Origin of the sequence: Streptomyces rugosispiralis, from assembly GCF_024505145.1 — a bacterium.
Classification (GTDB): domain Bacteria; phylum Actinomycetota; class Actinomycetes; order Streptomycetales; family Streptomycetaceae; genus Streptomyces; species Streptomyces rugosispiralis.
Genome location: NZ_JANIAA010000053.1, coordinates 1 through 16680 on the forward strand (window position 1 = coordinate 1; position 16680 = coordinate 16680).

A 16680-nucleotide genomic window follows, 5' to 3' on the forward strand; every position below is an offset into this window, starting at 1 on the left:
GGGTTTGTCGCTGGAGGACGGTGCGCGGGTGGTGGCCTTGCGGAGCAGGGCGTTGCTGGCTCTGTCGGGTCGGGGTGGGATGGTGTCGGTTCCGGTTTCCGCCGACGTGCTGCGTGACCGTCCGGGGTTGTCGGTGGCGGCGGTGAACGGTCCGGTGTCGACGGTGGTGTCCGGGTCTGTTGAGGTGCTGGACGCGGTGCTGGCGGAGTTCCCGGGGGCCAAGCGGATTCCGGTGGATTACGCCTCGCACTCCCCGCAGGTGGCCGAGATCCAGCGGGAACTGGCGGACGCGCTGGCGCCGGTCCGGCCGCGCGGTGGACAGGTGGCGTTCCACTCGACGGTGACCGGACGGCTCACCGACACCTCCGAACTCGACGCCGACTACTGGTACCGCAACCTCCGGCACACGGTGGAATTCCAGAGCACCGTCGAAGTCCTGATGAACCAGGGCCACACCGTGTTCGTCGAGGTGAGCCCGCACCCCGTGCTGACCATCGGCATCCAGGAGACCGCCGAGACCGCCGATACCACGGACACCACCGACACCCCCACCGACATCGTCGTCACCGGATCGCTGCGCCGCGACGACGGTGGCCCCGCCCGCTTCCTCACCGCCCTCGGCGACCTCCACACCCGGGGCGTGGACGTGGACTGGCGCCCGCTCTTCGCCGGAGCCCGGACGGTGGACCTTCCCACCTACGCCTTCCAACGGGAACGCTTCTGGCTGAAGCCCGCGCGGCCGGTGACCCAGGCGTCGGGGCTGGGCCTCGGCGATATCGAGCACCCCCTGCTGGGCGCGGTACTGCCCCTGCCCGGGGACGAGGGCGGTGTGCTGACCGGACTGCTCTCCCTGGACGGACAGCCTTGGCTGGCCGACCACATGGTGCGGGACACGGTGGTCTTCCCCGGCACCGGATTCGTCGAACTCGCCCTTCAGGCCGGTCAGCACTTCGGCCACTCGGTGCTGGAGGAGTTGACCCTGCACACCCCGCTGGTGGTGCCGGACCAGGGCGGGGTCCAGGTACAGGTGGCCGTCTCGGCGGCGGACGAACGGGGCCGGAGGCCGGTCACGGTGCACTCGTGCCGCGCTGGGGAGTGGGTGCTGCACGCCTCGGGCACCCTCGGCGCCACCGGAGCCCCCGACATCACCGGGCCGCGCCCCGCCGAGGTGGCCCGGCTCATGGAGATCTGGCCGCCCGAGGGCGCGCGGAGCCTCGATGTCTCGGGGATGTACGCGGCGATGGCGGAGCGCGGCTACGGGTACGGTCCCGCTTTCCAAGGGCTGCGCGCCGCGTGGTCACGGGACGACGAGATCTACGCCGAAGTGGCTCTGGAGCCGGAGGCACAGGACGTGGCGGCGCGGTGCGGTGCGCATCCGGCCCTGCTCGACGCCGCGTTGCACGGCGTGGGGCTCGGCCGCTTCCTCACCGACCCCGGCCAGGCGTATCTGCCGTTCTCCTGGAGCGGGGTGGCGCTGCACGCGGTCGGCGCCTCCGCCATCCGCGTGGTGCTCTCCCCGGCCGGTCCGGACGCGGTGTCGCTGGAGGTGACGGACCCGGCGGGAGCGCCGGTGCTGTCGGTGGCGTCGCTCTCGTTGCGTCCGCTGTCCAGCGGGCGGATCGCGGACACCCGAGGGGTGGACCAGGACTCGCTGTACCGCGTGGACTGGGTCGAGATGCCGCTGCCGACTGCCCCGGCAGGCTCGGCCCCGGCCGAGACTGGCACGCCACCGACGTTCGACGCCCTGGTCGAATACGACGTTCTCGGCCCCGACACCCCCGTGCCCGACATGGCGGTGCTGCCGTGTGAGTCGGCCGGTGACGCGGTGTCCACCGTCGTGTGCCGGGCGCTCGCGGCGGTACGGCGATGGCTCGCCGACGAGCGCTGTGCCCGGTCCCGGCTGGCCGTGCTGACGCGCGGTGCGATGGCGACCGCTTCCGGCGAGAGCGTCGAAGACCTCGGCGCGGCAGCGGTCTGGGGCCTGCTCCGCAGCGCACAGGCCGAGCATCCGGACCGCTTCGTCCTCGTCGACCACGACGGCCACCAGGATTCCCGTACGGTGCTCGCCGCCGCGCTGTCCGCCGCGGCGGACGGTGGCCATGCGCATCTGGCGCTGCGCCGCGGCCGTGTCCTGACGCCTCAGCTCGCTCCGCTCCCCCCGACCGCGATCGCCCTGTCGGCCACCACACCGCCCGCCGCCGCCCCGACCCCGGAGGACGGGACACCGTGGCGGATGGACGTCACCAGTCAGGGCACGCTGGAGAATCTGGCCGCCGTCCCCTGCCCGGAGGCCGCCGGTGTCCTCGGCGCCGGACAGGTGCGGGTGGCGATGCACGCGGCCGGGGTGAACTTCCGGGACGTCGTCGTCGCCCTCGGCATGATCCCCGGCCAGGACGTCATCGGCAGCGAGGGTGCCGGCGTGGTGCTCGACATCGGCCCCGGTGTGTCCGGCCTGGCGCCCGGCGACCGGGTGATGGGTCTGTTCTCCGGGGCGTTCGGCCCCGTGGCGATGACCGATCACCGGCTGTTGGCGCGGCTGCCGGAAGGCTGGTCGTTCGCCGACGCCGCGGCCACGCCGGTGGTGTTCCTGACCGCCATGTACGGGCTGATGGACCTGGCCGGTCTGCGCCCCGGTGAAGCGGTGCTGGTGCACTCGGCGGCGGGCGGGGTGGGCATGGCCGCGACACAGGTGGCCCGCTGGCTCGGCGCCGAGGTGTACGCCACCGCGAGCCCCGGGAAGTGGGACGCGCTGCGCGCCGGAGGAGTGGCGGACGACCGGATCGCCTCGTCCCGCTCCCTGGAGTTCGCCGACCGCTTCGGCCGGGTGGACGTGGTGCTGAACTCGCTTGCGGGCGAGTATGTGGACGCCTCGCTCGGCCTGCTCGCCGACGGTGGCCGTTTCCTGGAGATGGGCAAGACCGACATCCGCGACGGTGAGCTGGTGGCCGCGGAGCACGGGGTGCGGTACCGGGCGTTCGACCTCATGGACGCGGGGCCCGACCGGGTCGGGGAACTGCTCCGGCTGCTGGTGTCGCTCTTCGAGCGAGGGATCTTCACCGCACTGCCGACCCGCGCCTGGGACGTCCGGCAGGCGGGTGACGCGCTGCGCTTCCTCTCGCAGGCGCGCCACATCGGCAAGCTGGTGCTGTCCATTCCGCAGCCGCTGCGGGAGGGGGACACCGTGCTGATCACCGGCGGCACCGGCACACTGGGCGGGCTGGTCGCCCGTCACCTGGTCGAACGGCACGGAGTACGGGACCTCGTCCTGGCCGGCCGGCGGGGGCCGGACGCCCCGGACACGGCCGAACTCGCCGCCGCCCTGCGCGAATACGGCGCCCAGGTGCGGGTGGTGGCCTGTGACGTGGCCGACCGGGACCAGCTGGCACGGCTGCTGGACACCGTCCCCGGCCTGCGGATGGTGGTGCACACCGCAGGTGTGCTCGACGACGGGGTGATCGAGTCGCTCACCCCGGAGCGGGTGCGCGAGGTGTTGAGGCCGAAGGTGGACGCCGCCTGGTATCTGCACGAGCTGACGGCCGGTCGTGAGCTGGCGGAATTCGTGGTGTTCTCGTCGGCCGCGGGTGTTCTGGGAAGCCCCGGGCAGGGCGCCTACGCGGCGGCGAACGCCTGGCTGGACGCGCTGATGGCGCACCGCCGGGCCGCCGGGCTGCCGGGCCTCTCCGTGGCCTGGGGGCTGTGGGCCGAGCGCAGCGGGATGACCGGCCATCTGTCGGACCGGGACCTCGCCCGGATGGCCAGGGCCGGTGCCACGCCTCTCACCACCGATCAGGGGCTCCGGCTCCTGGACAGTGCCAGGGCGGCCACCGAGGCGCTCGTGCTGGCCACGCCGCTGGACGCCGCGGCGCTGCGGGCACAGGCCGACGCCGGGGCGCTGCCCGCGCTCTTCCGCGGTCTGGTCCGTGCGCCGATCCGCCGCGCGACCGGCGCGGGCCCGGTGGAGGACGAGTCGTCGCTGCGGGGCCGGATGGCCGCGATGCCGGTCGCCGAGCGCGAACAACTGGTGCTGGACCTGGTCCGTACGCAGGTGGCGACCGTGCTGGGGCACGGCACCCCCGCCGCGGTCGACACGGCGCGTACCTTCGCGGAGACCGGCTTCGACTCGCTCACGGCCGTCGAGCTGCGCAACCGGCTGCGCACCGCCACCGGGGTCGGGCTGTCGGCCACCGCGATCTTCGACTATCCGACACCGGCGGTCCTGGCCGGCCATCTCCTCCGGGAGCTGGACGGCACCGTCGGCGAGGCCGTGGCACGGCCCGCCGCCCCGGCCGCCGCCACCGACCGGGACCCGATCGTGATCGTCGGAATGGCCTGCCGCTATCCGGGCGGAGTGACGTCGCCCGAGGAGTTGTGGGAGCTGCTCGCCACCGGTCGTGACGCGGTCGCGGATCTGCCGGACGACCGGGGCTGGGACCTGGACGGCCTGTACAGCGCCGATCCGGACAGCTCGGGCACCTCGTACGTCCGCGCCGGTGGCTTCGTGTACGACGCGGGCGAGTTCGACGCCGGCTTCTTCGGCATCTCGCCGCGCGAGGCGCTCGCGATGGATCCGCAGCAGCGGTTGCTGCTGGAAGTGGCCTGGGAGGCGGTGGAGCGGGCCGGTATCCCGGCGGCGTCGTTGAAGGGGAGCCAGACCGGGGTGTTCGTCGGTGCCGCCGCACAGGGCTACGGAACGGGGGCCGGGCAGGCGGCGGAGGGATCCGAGGGCTACTTCCTGACCGGTGGCGCGGGCAGCGTGGTCTCCGGCCGGCTCTCGTACACCCTCGGCCTGGAGGGGTCGGCGGTCACCGTGGACACCGCCTGCTCGTCGTCGCTGGTCGCGCTGCATCTGGCGGCGCAGGCCCTGCGGTCCGGCGAGTGCTCGCTGGCACTGGCCGGCGGGGTGACGGTGATGGCCACCCCGGGCATCTTCGTGGAGTTCTCCCGGCAGCGCGGACTGGCCGCCGACGGCCGCTGCAAGGCGTTCGCCGACGCGGCGGACGGCACCGGCTGGGGCGAGGGCGTCGGCATGCTGCTGCTGGAGCGGCTGTCCGACGCCCGCCGCAACGGCCACCGGGTCCTGGCGGTCGTACGCGGCTCCGCCGTCAACCAGGACGGCGCCTCGAACGGCCTGACGGCGCCGAACGGGCCCTCGCAGCAGCGGGTGATCCGGGCCGCGCTGGCCAACGCCGGGCTGGCCGCGTCGGACGTGGACGCGGTGGAGGCACACGGCACCGGCACCAGCCTGGGCGACCCGATCGAGGCACAGGCGCTGCTGGCCACCTACGGGCAGGAGCGCGAACGGCCGCTGCTGCTGGGCTCGATCAAGTCGAACATCGGGCACACCCAGTCGGCCGCGGGAGTGGCCGGTGTGATCAAGATGGTGCTGGCGATGCGGCACGGGGCGCTGCCCCGGACCCTGCACGTGGACGAGCCGTCAACCCATGTGGACTGGTCGGCCGGTGCGGTGGAGCTGCTGACCGAGCCCGCGGAGTGGCCGGGGACCTCCCACCCCCGCCGGGCCGGGGTGTCCTCGTTCGGGGTGAGCGGGACCAACGCCCATGTGATCCTCGAACAGCCACCCGTGGAGTCCGGGCCCGACCCGCGGCCGGTACCCGAGCGGGCCCCGGCGGTGGTGCCATGGGTGCTCTCCGGCCAAGGCGAGCGCGGACTGCGGGCGCAGGCCGCCCGGTTGCGGACCTTCCTGGCCGCGCGCCCCGAGTCCGACCCGGCCGACGTGGGCTGGTCGCTGGCCGCCACCCGTTCGGCGCTTTCGCACCGGGCCGCGGTGGTCGGGGCGGACCGGGCGGAGCTGCTGGACGGACTGGCCGCGCTGGCGGCCGGCGAGCCCGCGCCGGGCGTGGTCCTGGGCACCGCGGATCCGGGCCGGGTGGGCGTGCTGTTCGCGGGCCAGGGGACCCAACGGGTTGGTATGGGAAGGGAGTTGTACCAGGCGTTCCCGGTGTTCGCGGCGGCGTGGGACGAGGTGTGCGCCGCGCTCGACCCGCATCTGGACCGTCCGCTCGACGAAGTGGTGACCGACGCCACCGGCGCGCTGGACGCCACCACGTACACGCAGGCGGGCCTGTTCGCCCTCGAAGTGTCGCTGTTCCGGCTGGTGTCCTCCTGGGGCGTGCGGCCGGACTATCTGCTGGGCCACTCCATCGGCGAGCTGGCGGCCGCGCATGTGGCCGGTCTGTGGTCGCTGGAGGACGCCGCCAAGGTGGTGGCGGCCCGGGGCCGGCTCATGGGCGCGCTGCCGCCGGGCGGGGCGATGGTGGCCCTGGCCGCGCCGGAGGACCGGGTACGGCTGTTCCTGACCGACCGGGTCGCCCTCGCGGCCGTGAACGGGCCGTCGTCGGTCGTGGTGTCCGGGGACGAGGACGCGGTGCGCGGTGTGGCCGAGGCGTTCGCCGCCCGTGGGGTGAAGACGCGGCGGCTGCGCGTCGGCCACGCCTTCCACTCGCCGCTGATGGACGGGATGCTCCTCGCGTTCGCCGAGGTACTCGACACGGTGGACTTCCGCACCCCGCGGATACCGGTGGTGTCGAACCTCTCCGGTGTGGTGGCGGGGGAGGAGCTGTGCTCCCCCGCTTACTGGGTGCGGCAGGTGCGGGAGACGGTGCGGTTCGCCGCCGGGCTGGAGCGTCTGCGGCAGCTCGGCACGGGCACCTTCCTCGAACTCGGGCCGGACGGCACCCTCACCGCCTTGGCCCAGGCCCAGGTCACCGGGGCGGACGCCGAGTTCATCCCCACTCTGCGGGCCGACCGGCCCGAACCGGTCACGGTCACCACCGCCCTCGCCCAGTTGCACACCCACGGTGTGGAGCCGGACTGGTCCGCGGTCTTCCCCGGTGCCCGCCGGGCCGAGCTGCCGACCTACGCCTTCCAGCGCTCCCGCTTCTGGCTCGAGCCCTCCCGTGCCCCCGGCGACGCGGCCGACTTCGGGCTCGGCGCGCTGGACCATCCGCTGGTCGGTGCGAGGGTGCCGCTGCCCGACGCGGACGGTGTTCTGCTCACCGGCCGCGTCTCCGCCGACGACCACTCGTGGCTGACCGGTCGGCGGACGCTGGGGGTGCCGCTGTTCCCGGCGACCGGCTTCCTGGAACTGGTGCTCCAGGCGGGGCTCCAGTGCGACTGCCGGACGGTGGACGAACTCACCATCCATGAACCGCTCGTCCTCCCCGAGCGGGGCGGGGCCGAGGTGCAGGTGTCCGTCCGGGGCGCCGACGAGTCCGGCCGCCGTGCGGTCACCGTGTACTGCCGCCGCGACCAGCGGTGGGTCCGGCATGCCACGGCCGTCCTCGGCGCGGACCGGCCGCCCGCGCCGGAGCGGCGCCCCGAGCCCTGGCCGCCCACCGGTGCCCGGCCGCTGGACTCCGGCGGGACACCGGCGTGGCGCCGTGACGACGAGGTCTTCCTGGACATCGAGCTGCCTGATGAGGCCGCCGGGGCCGGGGCCGAACGCTGGGCACTGCATCCCGCCCTGCTCGAACAGGCGTTGCGCGGGGAGGCGCTGACGGGCCTGGTCACCGCGGCCGAGGGGACCCATCTGCCGTTCTCCTGGGCGGGGGTCACCCTGCACACGACCGGTGCCACGAGACTGCGAGCCACCCTCGCGCCCGTCGGCCCGGACACGGTCTCGCTCCACGTGGCCGACGCCGCCGGAACCCCCGTGCTGTCGGTGAACTCGCTGGTGCTCCGCCCGGTGTCCGGGCATCGGCTGCGCCAGGCCAACGCGGCACTGTTCCGGCCGGTGTGGGCTGCTTGCCGTACGCGGGCCGAATCGGACGCCGGCCCCGTCCGGTGGGGGCTCGTCGGCGACCCGGACACCTGGAAACCGGATACGCTCGGCACGCCGGTCGCGCTGTATCCGGAACTGTCGGCCATCGAGGACGTGCCGGACGTCATCCTCCTCCCGTGTGTATCCGAGGGCGGGACGGCGTCCGAGGCGGCCGTCCGCGTAGCCGAGGCCGTGCGGACGTGGCTGGCCGGGGAGCGGTTCGCCACCTCGCGTCTGGTGCTGGTGACCCGGGGCGCGCTCGCCACGGCGGCCGGTGACGATGTCGAGGACGTGGCCGCGGCCGCGGTGTGGTCGCTGGTCGAGCCCCTCCAGGCGGCCGGGGCGGGACGGCTGACGCTCGTCGACACCGATGTGTGCGATCTGCGGTTGCTGCCCGCCGCGGTGGCCGTGGGGGAGGACCGGGTCGCGGTCCGGGCGGGAGCGGTGCTGGTACCGGAGCTGGTACCGGCCCTGGTCACGCCGGTGGCCACCGAGCAGGATCCGCCCGCTTGGGGCCCGGGGACGGTGCTGGTCACCGGTGGGTCGGCCATGGCTGTCTCGCGGCATCTGGTCGCCGAACACGGTGTGCGCGACCTGGTCCTGGCCGGGGACGGCGACGCGGCCGAACTGACAGCGCTCGGAGCCACGGTCCGGCTCGCCCCGTGTGATCCGGCGGACGGTCAGGCGCTGGCATCGCTGCTGGCGGAGATTCCCGGACTGCGGAGCGTGGTGCACACCGCGGCCGACGCCCCGGAGCCGACCCGAGCCGGTGCGCTCTCCCCGGAATCCCTGCGGCCACAGCTGCGGTCGGGGGTGGCGGCGGCCTGGAACCTGCACCTGGCCACGCGGGGCCTGGAATTGGACCGCTTTGTGCTGCTCACTTCCGCCGACGCGGCGTTGTCCCCCGCGTACGCCGACGCGCTGGCCGCACACCGGCGGGCCGGCGGACTGCCCGCGGTGTCCGTCTCCACCGATCTGGGCCTCGCCCTGTTCGACGGGGCATGCGCCGCACCCGGGGAGGCGGTCCGGGTCACCACCGAAACGCCGGTCCCCGCACGCACCGCAGCGGGCCCGCGGCCGGTGGAACAACCCCCGGCGGCCGAGGCCTCCGCGGCCACGCTGCTGGAACGGCTGGCCGGGCGGACGGAGGACGAGCAGGACGAGATCCTGCTGGAGCTGGTCCGTGGCCAGGTCGCCATGGTGCTCGGCCATCCCGACGCCACCATGGTCGACCCGGACCGAGGCTTCGTGGACCTGGGCTTCGACTCGGTGGCGGCCGTGAAGCTCCGCAACCAGCTGGCCGGAGCCACCCGGCTCGAGCTGCCCGCCAGCCTCACCTTCGACCACCCCACGGCTGTCGACCTCGCCCGCCATCTGCGCGCCGAAATGCTGCCCGACGACGCGGCGGCCGCCATTCTCGTGCTCGAAGAGCTGAACAAACTCGACGATTCGATCCTCGTGCTCGACCCGGCAAGCGCGGCACGGGTGCGGATCTCCACCCTGCTCCAGGACCTGGCCGCGAAATGGGTCGAGCCGACGGATCGTCCATGACCACACACAACCACTTGACCACGCACAATCACTTGACGCGCATACGAGGGAGTCAGCAGTGAGCGAGACCTTGTCCCTTCCGGGGACCGTGAAGGCCGAGCGGCGTTGTCCGTACGACCCGCCGGAGGCACACCGCCGACTGCGGGACGCGGGCGAACTGGGCAAACTGGAGCTGCCCGGCGGTCTGGTGATGTGGTTCCTGACCAAGCACGACGACATCAGGGCCATGCTGGCCGACTCCCGGTTCAGCGGTGCGAGGGTGCCGTTCCCGGCGATGAACCCGGAGATACCGGCGGGCTTCTTCTTCTCCATGGACCCGCCGGACCACACCCGCTACCGCCGCACCCTCACCGCCGAGTTCTCGGTGCGCGGTGCGCGCGAACTGACCGGCCGGATCGAGCGGCTGGCCGACCGGCACCTCGATGCGATGGAGGCGGCGGGCACGAGCGCGGACCTCGTGGCGGCCTATGCCAGTCCGGTGCCCGCGATGGTGATCTCCGAGATCCTCGGCGTGCCGTACACCTACCACCAGAAGTTCGACCACGAGGTACGCACGCTCCGGGAGACCGGCGGCGACGATCAGGCCGTCGGCGCGATGGCGACCGCGTGGTGGGACGAGATGCGCGGATTCGTGCGTGCCAAGCGGGCCGAGCCCGGGGACGACATGATCAGCAGGCTGCTGCACGATGAAGTCGAGGGCGGTGCGCTGACCGACGAGGAGGTGGTCGGCATCGCCATGACCATCATTTTCGCCGGTCATGAACCCGTGGAGAACCTGATCGGCCTCGGCATGCTGGCGCTCTTCCAGGACCGTGAGCAGCTGACCCGGCTGCGGGAGAACCCCGACCTCATCGACAGCGCTGTGGAGGAGTTCCTTCGCTACTTCCCGGTCAACAACTTCGGCACCGTGCGCACCGCTACCGAGGATGCCGTGATCAATGGTCATCCCATCGCGAAGGGCGAGATCGTGGCCGGTCTGGTGTCCACCGCCAACCGGGACCCCGAGCGGTTCGCCGACCCCGACCGCCTTGTCCTCGACCGGTCGCACACCTCGCACCTCGCGTTCGGGCACGGTGTGCACCAGTGTCTGGGCCAGCAGCTGGCGAGGGTGGAACTGAAGGTGCTCCTGCAGCGGCTGCTCGTCAGGTTCCCCGCTCTGCGGCTGGCGGTGGCCCCGGAGGAGATCAGGTACCGGGAGAACACCTCGTTCTACGGTGTCCACGAGCTACCGGTGACCTGGGCGGCTGAGTAGCCGCAGCCGGGGCCGTAGGGCACGGTGCGGTCGGTGGCCGCGGGGTCCGGCGCGAATGGTCGCCGGATACCCGGCCACCGGCTCATCCGGTCCGGGGGACGGCCGTGCTGTGCGGCCGCGGATCTCAAGAGCCGAGCCGGCCACCGGTCAGCCGTGCCAGCGGGCGGCGACGACGAGCCGCGCGCCTGCGCAGGACGATCGCGGTGGTGGCGCCCGCCGCGGCGGCACCGGCACCGGCGACGGCTGCCAGGACCTTCCGGGCCTTGATCATCATCCAGGCCGAACCGGCCGCGGCTGCGGCCTTCTTGGGCGCCTCGGCGGCCACGGTACGACCGGTGGTCACGGCCTTCCCGGCGGCCACTTGAGCCTTGTCGGCGGCGACATGCGCGGTGTGCGCCGCGGTCGTCGCCGCGCCGGCCGCGGCGGTCTTCGCCGTGGTCTCCGCCTTGCCCGCGGTGTCCTTGGCCTTTTCCGCGGTCTCCTTGGCCTTGGTGGCGGTGGCCTTCGCGTTCACGGCGGTGCTCCGGGCAGTGTGTGCGTTCTTCTTCTGGGTCATGTTCACCGCGTTACCACTCGACCCGACAGCAAACCCGCGCCCTGGGGGGCATCGGCGCACTCGGCTCATTCGGTGTCCGAGCCACCCGAGTCGCCCGCGCCGCGCCGCTGCTGGAACAGCACAAAACCTCCGGCCAGGGCGAACAGGCAGACGCCGATGATGATGCCCACGGCGGGCCACGCGGAACCGCCGTCGGATGCCGCGGCCTCGAGCTTCAGCAGTGGCGCGGGATTCTCCGGCTCCGGCTCCCCGGCGCGGGCCACCTCGATCCACCGGGACACCTTGCCGCCCTCGTAGGTGTCCACGGTTTTGAGGGCCAGCGACGTGGTCTCGGGCAACTGCCGTACGACGACGCTGTGTTCGGCGTTCTCGCCGGGCGCGAGTGCCGGGCCGCCGACGGAGTAGCCGTCATCGGTGGGCTTCAGCTTCCAGCCCTTCGGGGCCCGCTTCAGCTTCACATCGCCGGGTTCGATGCCCTTGGGCAACACGGTCCGGATCTCGGTGAAACCGGCCGCCTCGTCCTCCGCCTCCGACTCGAACGTCAGCGTGACGTTCTTCGCCAGGGCGCGGGAGTCGGAGGCGCTCACCTCGGTGTGGGCCAGGGCGGGGGCCGCCGTGGCGAGGACGAACGCCGAGGCGGCGACGGCGAGTGCGCAGATCCGCCGCGGCCGCGGACGGGACGGCAGACGATGTGCTTTCACGGTATCTCTCCTCGTCCAAGGGGCGGCCACCCGAGCCCTCCTCACCGGTCACCCGGCGCGCTCACCAGGTGCGTTCACACTCCCCGGTACGTACGGTCCGGGCGCGATGTTCATCGTCGCCCAGCCGGTGGTCAGGTGGTGGTCAGGTGGTGGGCATGTCGAGGGCCGTTCCGTACAGACGGGACACCCGGATCCTGATCACGACCCGCCGGTCCGCCACCAACTGCTCCAGAAAGGCCGTCTCGTCGTGCGGTTCGGCGAAACCGGGCGTCATGGACAGCAGCTCCCGTCCGACCGGGTCCCCGGGGACGGCCGTCACCTCCGACACCTCCGCTTCGCCCTCGGCGACAGCGAACGACCAGCCGTCCGGGGCACCCACATGCACGGCGACATGAGGGTCGCGGCGCAACTGGCGCACCTTGAGCCGGTCGGCGGTCGAGGAGATGCGCAGCACGCGCTCCTCGGGGCTCCACTGGTGGATCACGGTCGACAGATGGGGGTGGCCGCTGCGCTTGACGGTGGCGAGCACACTGAACCGCTGGTCCCGCAGTGTCCGGGACAGCTCCTCCTCGGTGAGCACCCGGGGCGCGGGTCCGGCACCGGGCTTCGTCCCGGCGCCGTTGGCCGGGCTCTTGTCGTCGGTCGTCGTCATGAGGGTGAACCTTTCGCTGGTGGGGGTGGTGGCGGGGGAAGGGATCAGGCGGCGGTGACCGGTGTGGCGGGCGGTTTGGTGTCACGCGGCACGGCGGGGGGTTTCGGCGCACGCCCTCGCAGTACGGCGAACGCCACCGCGAAGGCCGCCACGATGAGCCCCGCTCCGACGGCGAAGGCCAGGTGATAGCCGCCGGTCAGCGCCTCGGCCCGCCCCTTGCCCCGGGCGAGCAGGGCATCCGTGCGGGAGGCGGCCAGGGTGGACAGCACCGCGACGCCCAGCGCCATGCCGATCTGCTGGGTGGTGTTGAACAGCCCGGAGACAAGCCCGGCCTCGTCCTCCTTCGCACCGGACATTCCGAGGCTGGTCAGCGCCGGGAGCGCCAGCCCGAAACCGGCGGCGAGCAGCATCACCGGGAGGAGGTCGGGGATGTAACGGGCGTGCACGGGGACGCGGATGAGCAGGCCGAGGACGCCGGTCAGGAGGACCAGCCCGGTCAGCAGCACCGCGCGGTCGCCGAAGCGGGCGCTGAGCCGCGCCGAGACGCCGAGGGACACCGCGCCGATGGCGAGGGCGGCCGGGAGCATGGCCAGACCGGTCCTGGTGGCGTCGTACCCCAGCACATTGCGCAGATAGAGGGCGACGAGGATCTGGAACGAGAAGAGCGCGGCCACCATCAGGAGCTGGACCAGATTGGCCCCCGCCACCCCGCGCGACCGCAGGATCCGCAGGGGCATCAGCGGGGTGCGGGCAGTGGCCTGGCGGACCAGGAACAGGGCGATCAGGAGGATCGAGACGGCGCCGAGGCCGAGCGTGTGCGCCGCCGCCCAGCCGTAGTCCGCCACCTTGACCACCGTGTAGATGCCCAGCATCAGCCCGGCCGTGACGAGCAGGGCGCCGAGGACATCGGCACCGGCCGCGAGGCCGGGTCCGCGGTCGGCCGGGAGGGCGGGTACGGCGACCGCGAGCGTCAGCAGTCCGATCGGCAGATTGATCAGGAAGATCCAGTGCCAGCTGAGCGCGTCGGTGAGAAGGCCGCCGAGCACCTGGCCGATGGATGCCCCGGCGGCGCCGGTGAAGCTGAACACGGCGATCGCCTTTGACCGTTCGGCGGGTTCGGTGAAGAGAGTGACGAGGATGCCCAGGCTGACCGCCGAGGCCATAGCGCTGCCGACCCCCTGGAAGAACCGTGCGGCGATCAGCGTCGCGGGGGAGGTGGCCACGGCCGCGAGCAACGAGGCCGCGGTGAACACCGCGGTGCCGGTCAGGAACACCCGCTTGCGGCCGATGAGATCGCCGATGCGGCCCGCGAGCAGCAGCAGACCGCCGAACGCGATCAGGTAGGCGTTGACGACCCAGCTGAGCCCGGCGGGGGAGAACCGCAGATCGCTCTGGATGGCGGGCATGGCCACGGTCACGATGCTGCCGTCGAGGATCACCATCAGCATGCCGGTGGCGATGACCCCGAGGGCCAGTTGGCGTGCCGGGGGGACGCGGGGAGACGTCGGGTCGGACGAGGTGGCGGACATGCGGACACTCCTGTCAGTAGGCGCGACAGGAGTGACCGTAGCAGATGGTTTTGTTGCAGACTATTTGTTTCGGCTCTACTTATGGCCGCACGGCGGGCCGCATGACGGTCCGCGCGGTGGTGTCTCCGCTCTACTTCTCGCGCTGCCGCGCCCTCCGGGCCGGGCGCGGGCTCTCGGCGGGCGTGGCCAGATGCCCCTCGGACAGTCTGGTCAACGCCCTTAGCAGCGCGGCGCGTTGGGTCTCGGGGAGCGTCGCGAGCGCCTCGCGGTGGACGCTGTCCACGATCTCCTGGCTCCGCTCGGCGATCCGCGCGCCCTCCTCGGTGACCGCGATGATCCGGGCCCGGCGATCCTGGGTCGAGGCGCGCCGCTCCGCGAGGCCCGCCTTCTCCAGGGCGTCCACCGTCACCACCATCGTGGTCTTGTCCATGTCGCCGATCTCGGCGAGCTGCGCCTGGGTGCGCTCCTCCTCCAGGGCGTGGACCAGTACGCAGTGCATCCGCGCGGTCAGCCCGATCTCGGCGAGCGCGGCCGACATCTGGGTGCGGAGGACGTGGCTGGTGTGGTCGAGGAGGAATGACAGGTCGGGTTCGGTCTTGGTGGGCGCCATGGCGGTCATGTGGCCCAGGGTAACAATTCGATCCGTACTGGATTATCCGGAACAGTCCATCTGGGGGTCCGAAGCGCCGGGGGTCCAAAGGGCCGGGGGTCCGGAGGGCCGGGTGGGTCAGCCGTTGCGGTAGAGGGTGGTGAGCAACTCGACCGCGGTCTGGGTGGCGGGGTGCGGGTCGTCCCGCCACCAGGCGAGGCGTACCGCGATCGGCTCGGCGTCGCGGACCGGCCGGTAGGCGATTCCGGGCCTCGGGTACTGGTTGGCGGTGGACTCCGCCGTCATGCCGACGCAGCGGCCCGCGGAGATCACGGTGAGCCAGTCCTCCACGTCGTGGGTCTCCTCCGTGGCCGGCCGGGAGTCGGGCGGCCACAGCTCCGCGGTGGTGGTGCCGGTCCTGCGGTCGACCAGCAGGGTGCGTCCGCTGAGGTCGGCCAGCCGGACCGAGCGGCGCCTGGCGAGCGGGTCGTCGGCGGCCACGGCGCACAGCCGCCGCTCCAGCCCGACGATGGCGGAGTCGAAGCGGCGCTCGTCGAGCGGCCTGCGCACCACCGCCAGATCGCAGGCGCCCTCCGTCAGCCCCGCGGTGGCGGAGTTGACGCGGACTAGGTGCAGCTCCGTCTCGGGGTACGCCTGCGCCCAGCGGCGCTGGAAGGCGGGGGTGTGACGGCCCAGCGCGGACCAGGCGTAACCGATCCGCAGATGGGCGTGGCCCGATACGGCCTCCCGGATCAGCCCGTCCACCTCGGCCAGCACCCGCCGGGCGTGTGCCACCACCCGCAGCCCGGTGCCCGTCGGGGTCACCTCACGGGAGGTCCGCCGCAGCAGCCGTGTGCCCAGGGCCCGTTCGAGCGCGGCCAGAGCCCGGGACACGGCCGCCTGGGAGACGCCGAGCGCGATGGCCGCGTCGGTGAAGGTGCCCTCGTTGACGATCGCCACGAGACAGCGCAGTTGCCGTAGCTCCACATCCATACGTTCAGCGTATAGATGGAGCGGCGAACGCATTTTGCGCATGCATGGGCCGGGCGCACGATCGACGCATGCGACTCGCCCCCGCGTCACGCACCCCGTCCATACGAGCGACGGAAACCGCACACCGGACCGCGCCGGCCCCTGCCGACTCCGACCCGGGCCTTGATCAACAGCCGACGGGACGGCGGTTCGCCGGGGTGGCCACGATGATCGGCAGCGGGCTGTCCAACCAGACCGGCGCCGCGATCGGGTCCCAGGCCTTCCCCGTCATCGGCCCGGTCGGGGTCGTCGCCGTCCGCCAGTACGTGGCCGCGATCGTCCTGCTGGCCGTCGGCAGGCCCCGGCTGCGGAGCTTCACCTGGTGGCAGTGGCGGCCGGTGGTGGGGCTCGCCGTGGTGTTCGGCACCATGAATCTGTCCCTGTACAGCGCCATCGACCGCATCGGCCTCGGCCTGGCGGTGACCCTGGAGTTCCTCGGTCCGCTCTGCATCGCGCTGGCCGGCTCACGGCGCCGCGTGGACGCCTGCTGCGCGCTGGTCGCGGCGGCCGCCGTGGTGACCCTCATGCGGCCGCGCCCCTCGGCCGACTACCTGGGCATGGGGCTGGGGCTGCTGGCCGCCGTGTGCTGGGCGTCGTACATCCTGCTCAACCGCACCGTGGGGCGGCGGATCCCCGGCGCCCAGGGGTCGGCGGCGGCCGCGGGGATCTCCGCGCTGATGTTCCTGCCGGTCGGGATCGCCGTCGCCGTCCACCAGCCGCCGACAGTGAGCGCCGCGGCGTACGCCATCATCGCGGGCGTCCTCTCCTCGGCCGTGCCGTACCTCGCCGACCTGTTCACGCTGCGCCGCGTGCCCGCCCAGGCGTTCGGGCTCTTCATGAGCGTCAACCCCGTCCTGGCCGCGCTGGTCGGCTGGGTCGGCCTGGGGCAGAGCCTGGGGTGGACGGAGTGGATCAGCGTGGCGGCCATCGTCGCGGCCAACGCGCTGAGCATTCTCACCCGGCGCGGCTGAAAGACCGGCGGGGGTGGCCCGGCGCGCCGGATGGCCTGGGGCCGGGGGCTCGCTGGACCTGAAAGCT

At 72.9% G+C, this 16680-nt stretch carries 9 protein-coding genes; 3 read left to right on the forward strand and 6 right to left on the reverse strand.

Going from position 1 to position 16680, the window contains the following annotated elements:
- Nucleotides 1-9331: SDR family NAD(P)-dependent oxidoreductase (locus NP777_RS42205; protein ID WP_449343560.1), on the forward strand; the 9331-nt coding region annotated here is incomplete at its 5' end.
- Between the two features lie 58 nt (nucleotides 9332-9389).
- A complete protein-coding gene (locus NP777_RS48330) occupies nucleotides 9390-10583 on the forward strand; it encodes a cytochrome P450 (RefSeq protein WP_256655496.1) in 1194 nt (397 codons plus the stop codon).
- Nucleotides 10584-10707: 124 nt separating this feature from the next.
- Here NP777_RS48330 and NP777_RS42215 read toward each other — a convergent pair whose 3' ends face one another.
- The 6 genes from NP777_RS42215 to NP777_RS42240 form a co-directional block, all read right to left on the reverse strand.
- The gene (locus NP777_RS42215; RefSeq protein ID WP_256655497.1) at nucleotides 10708-11139 is read right to left on the reverse strand and encodes a hypothetical protein; all 432 of its coding nucleotides are present in this window, start codon (nucleotides 11137-11139) and stop codon (nucleotides 10708-10710) included.
- A gap of 65 nt (nucleotides 11140-11204) precedes the next feature.
- A complete protein-coding gene (locus NP777_RS42220; RefSeq protein ID WP_256655498.1) occupies nucleotides 11205-11840 on the reverse strand; it encodes a DUF1775 domain-containing protein in 636 nt (211 codons plus the stop codon).
- A gap of 142 nt (nucleotides 11841-11982) precedes the next feature.
- Entirely contained in the window at nucleotides 11983-12492 is a 510-nt protein-coding gene (locus tag NP777_RS42225) for a pyridoxamine 5'-phosphate oxidase family protein (protein WP_256655499.1), read from the reverse strand.
- Between the two features lie 44 nt (nucleotides 12493-12536).
- The gene (locus NP777_RS42230) at nucleotides 12537-14021 is read right to left on the reverse strand and encodes an MFS transporter (RefSeq protein WP_256655500.1); all 1485 of its coding nucleotides are present in this window, start codon (nucleotides 14019-14021) and stop codon (nucleotides 12537-12539) included.
- A gap of 130 nt (nucleotides 14022-14151) precedes the next feature.
- Entirely contained in the window at nucleotides 14152-14640 is a 489-nt protein-coding gene (locus NP777_RS42235; protein WP_256655501.1) for a MarR family winged helix-turn-helix transcriptional regulator, read from the reverse strand.
- A gap of 108 nt (nucleotides 14641-14748) precedes the next feature.
- Entirely contained in the window at nucleotides 14749-15603 is an 855-nt protein-coding gene (locus NP777_RS42240) for a LysR family transcriptional regulator (protein ID WP_256655502.1), read from the reverse strand.
- Nucleotides 15604-15671: 68 nt separating this feature from the next.
- Between NP777_RS42240 and NP777_RS42245 the strand changes: the two genes are divergently transcribed.
- Nucleotides 15672-16613, forward strand: a complete 942-nt coding sequence (locus NP777_RS42245) for an EamA family transporter (protein WP_256655503.1) — start codon at nucleotides 15672-15674, stop codon at nucleotides 16611-16613.
- Nucleotides 16614-16680 lie beyond the last annotated feature (67 nt).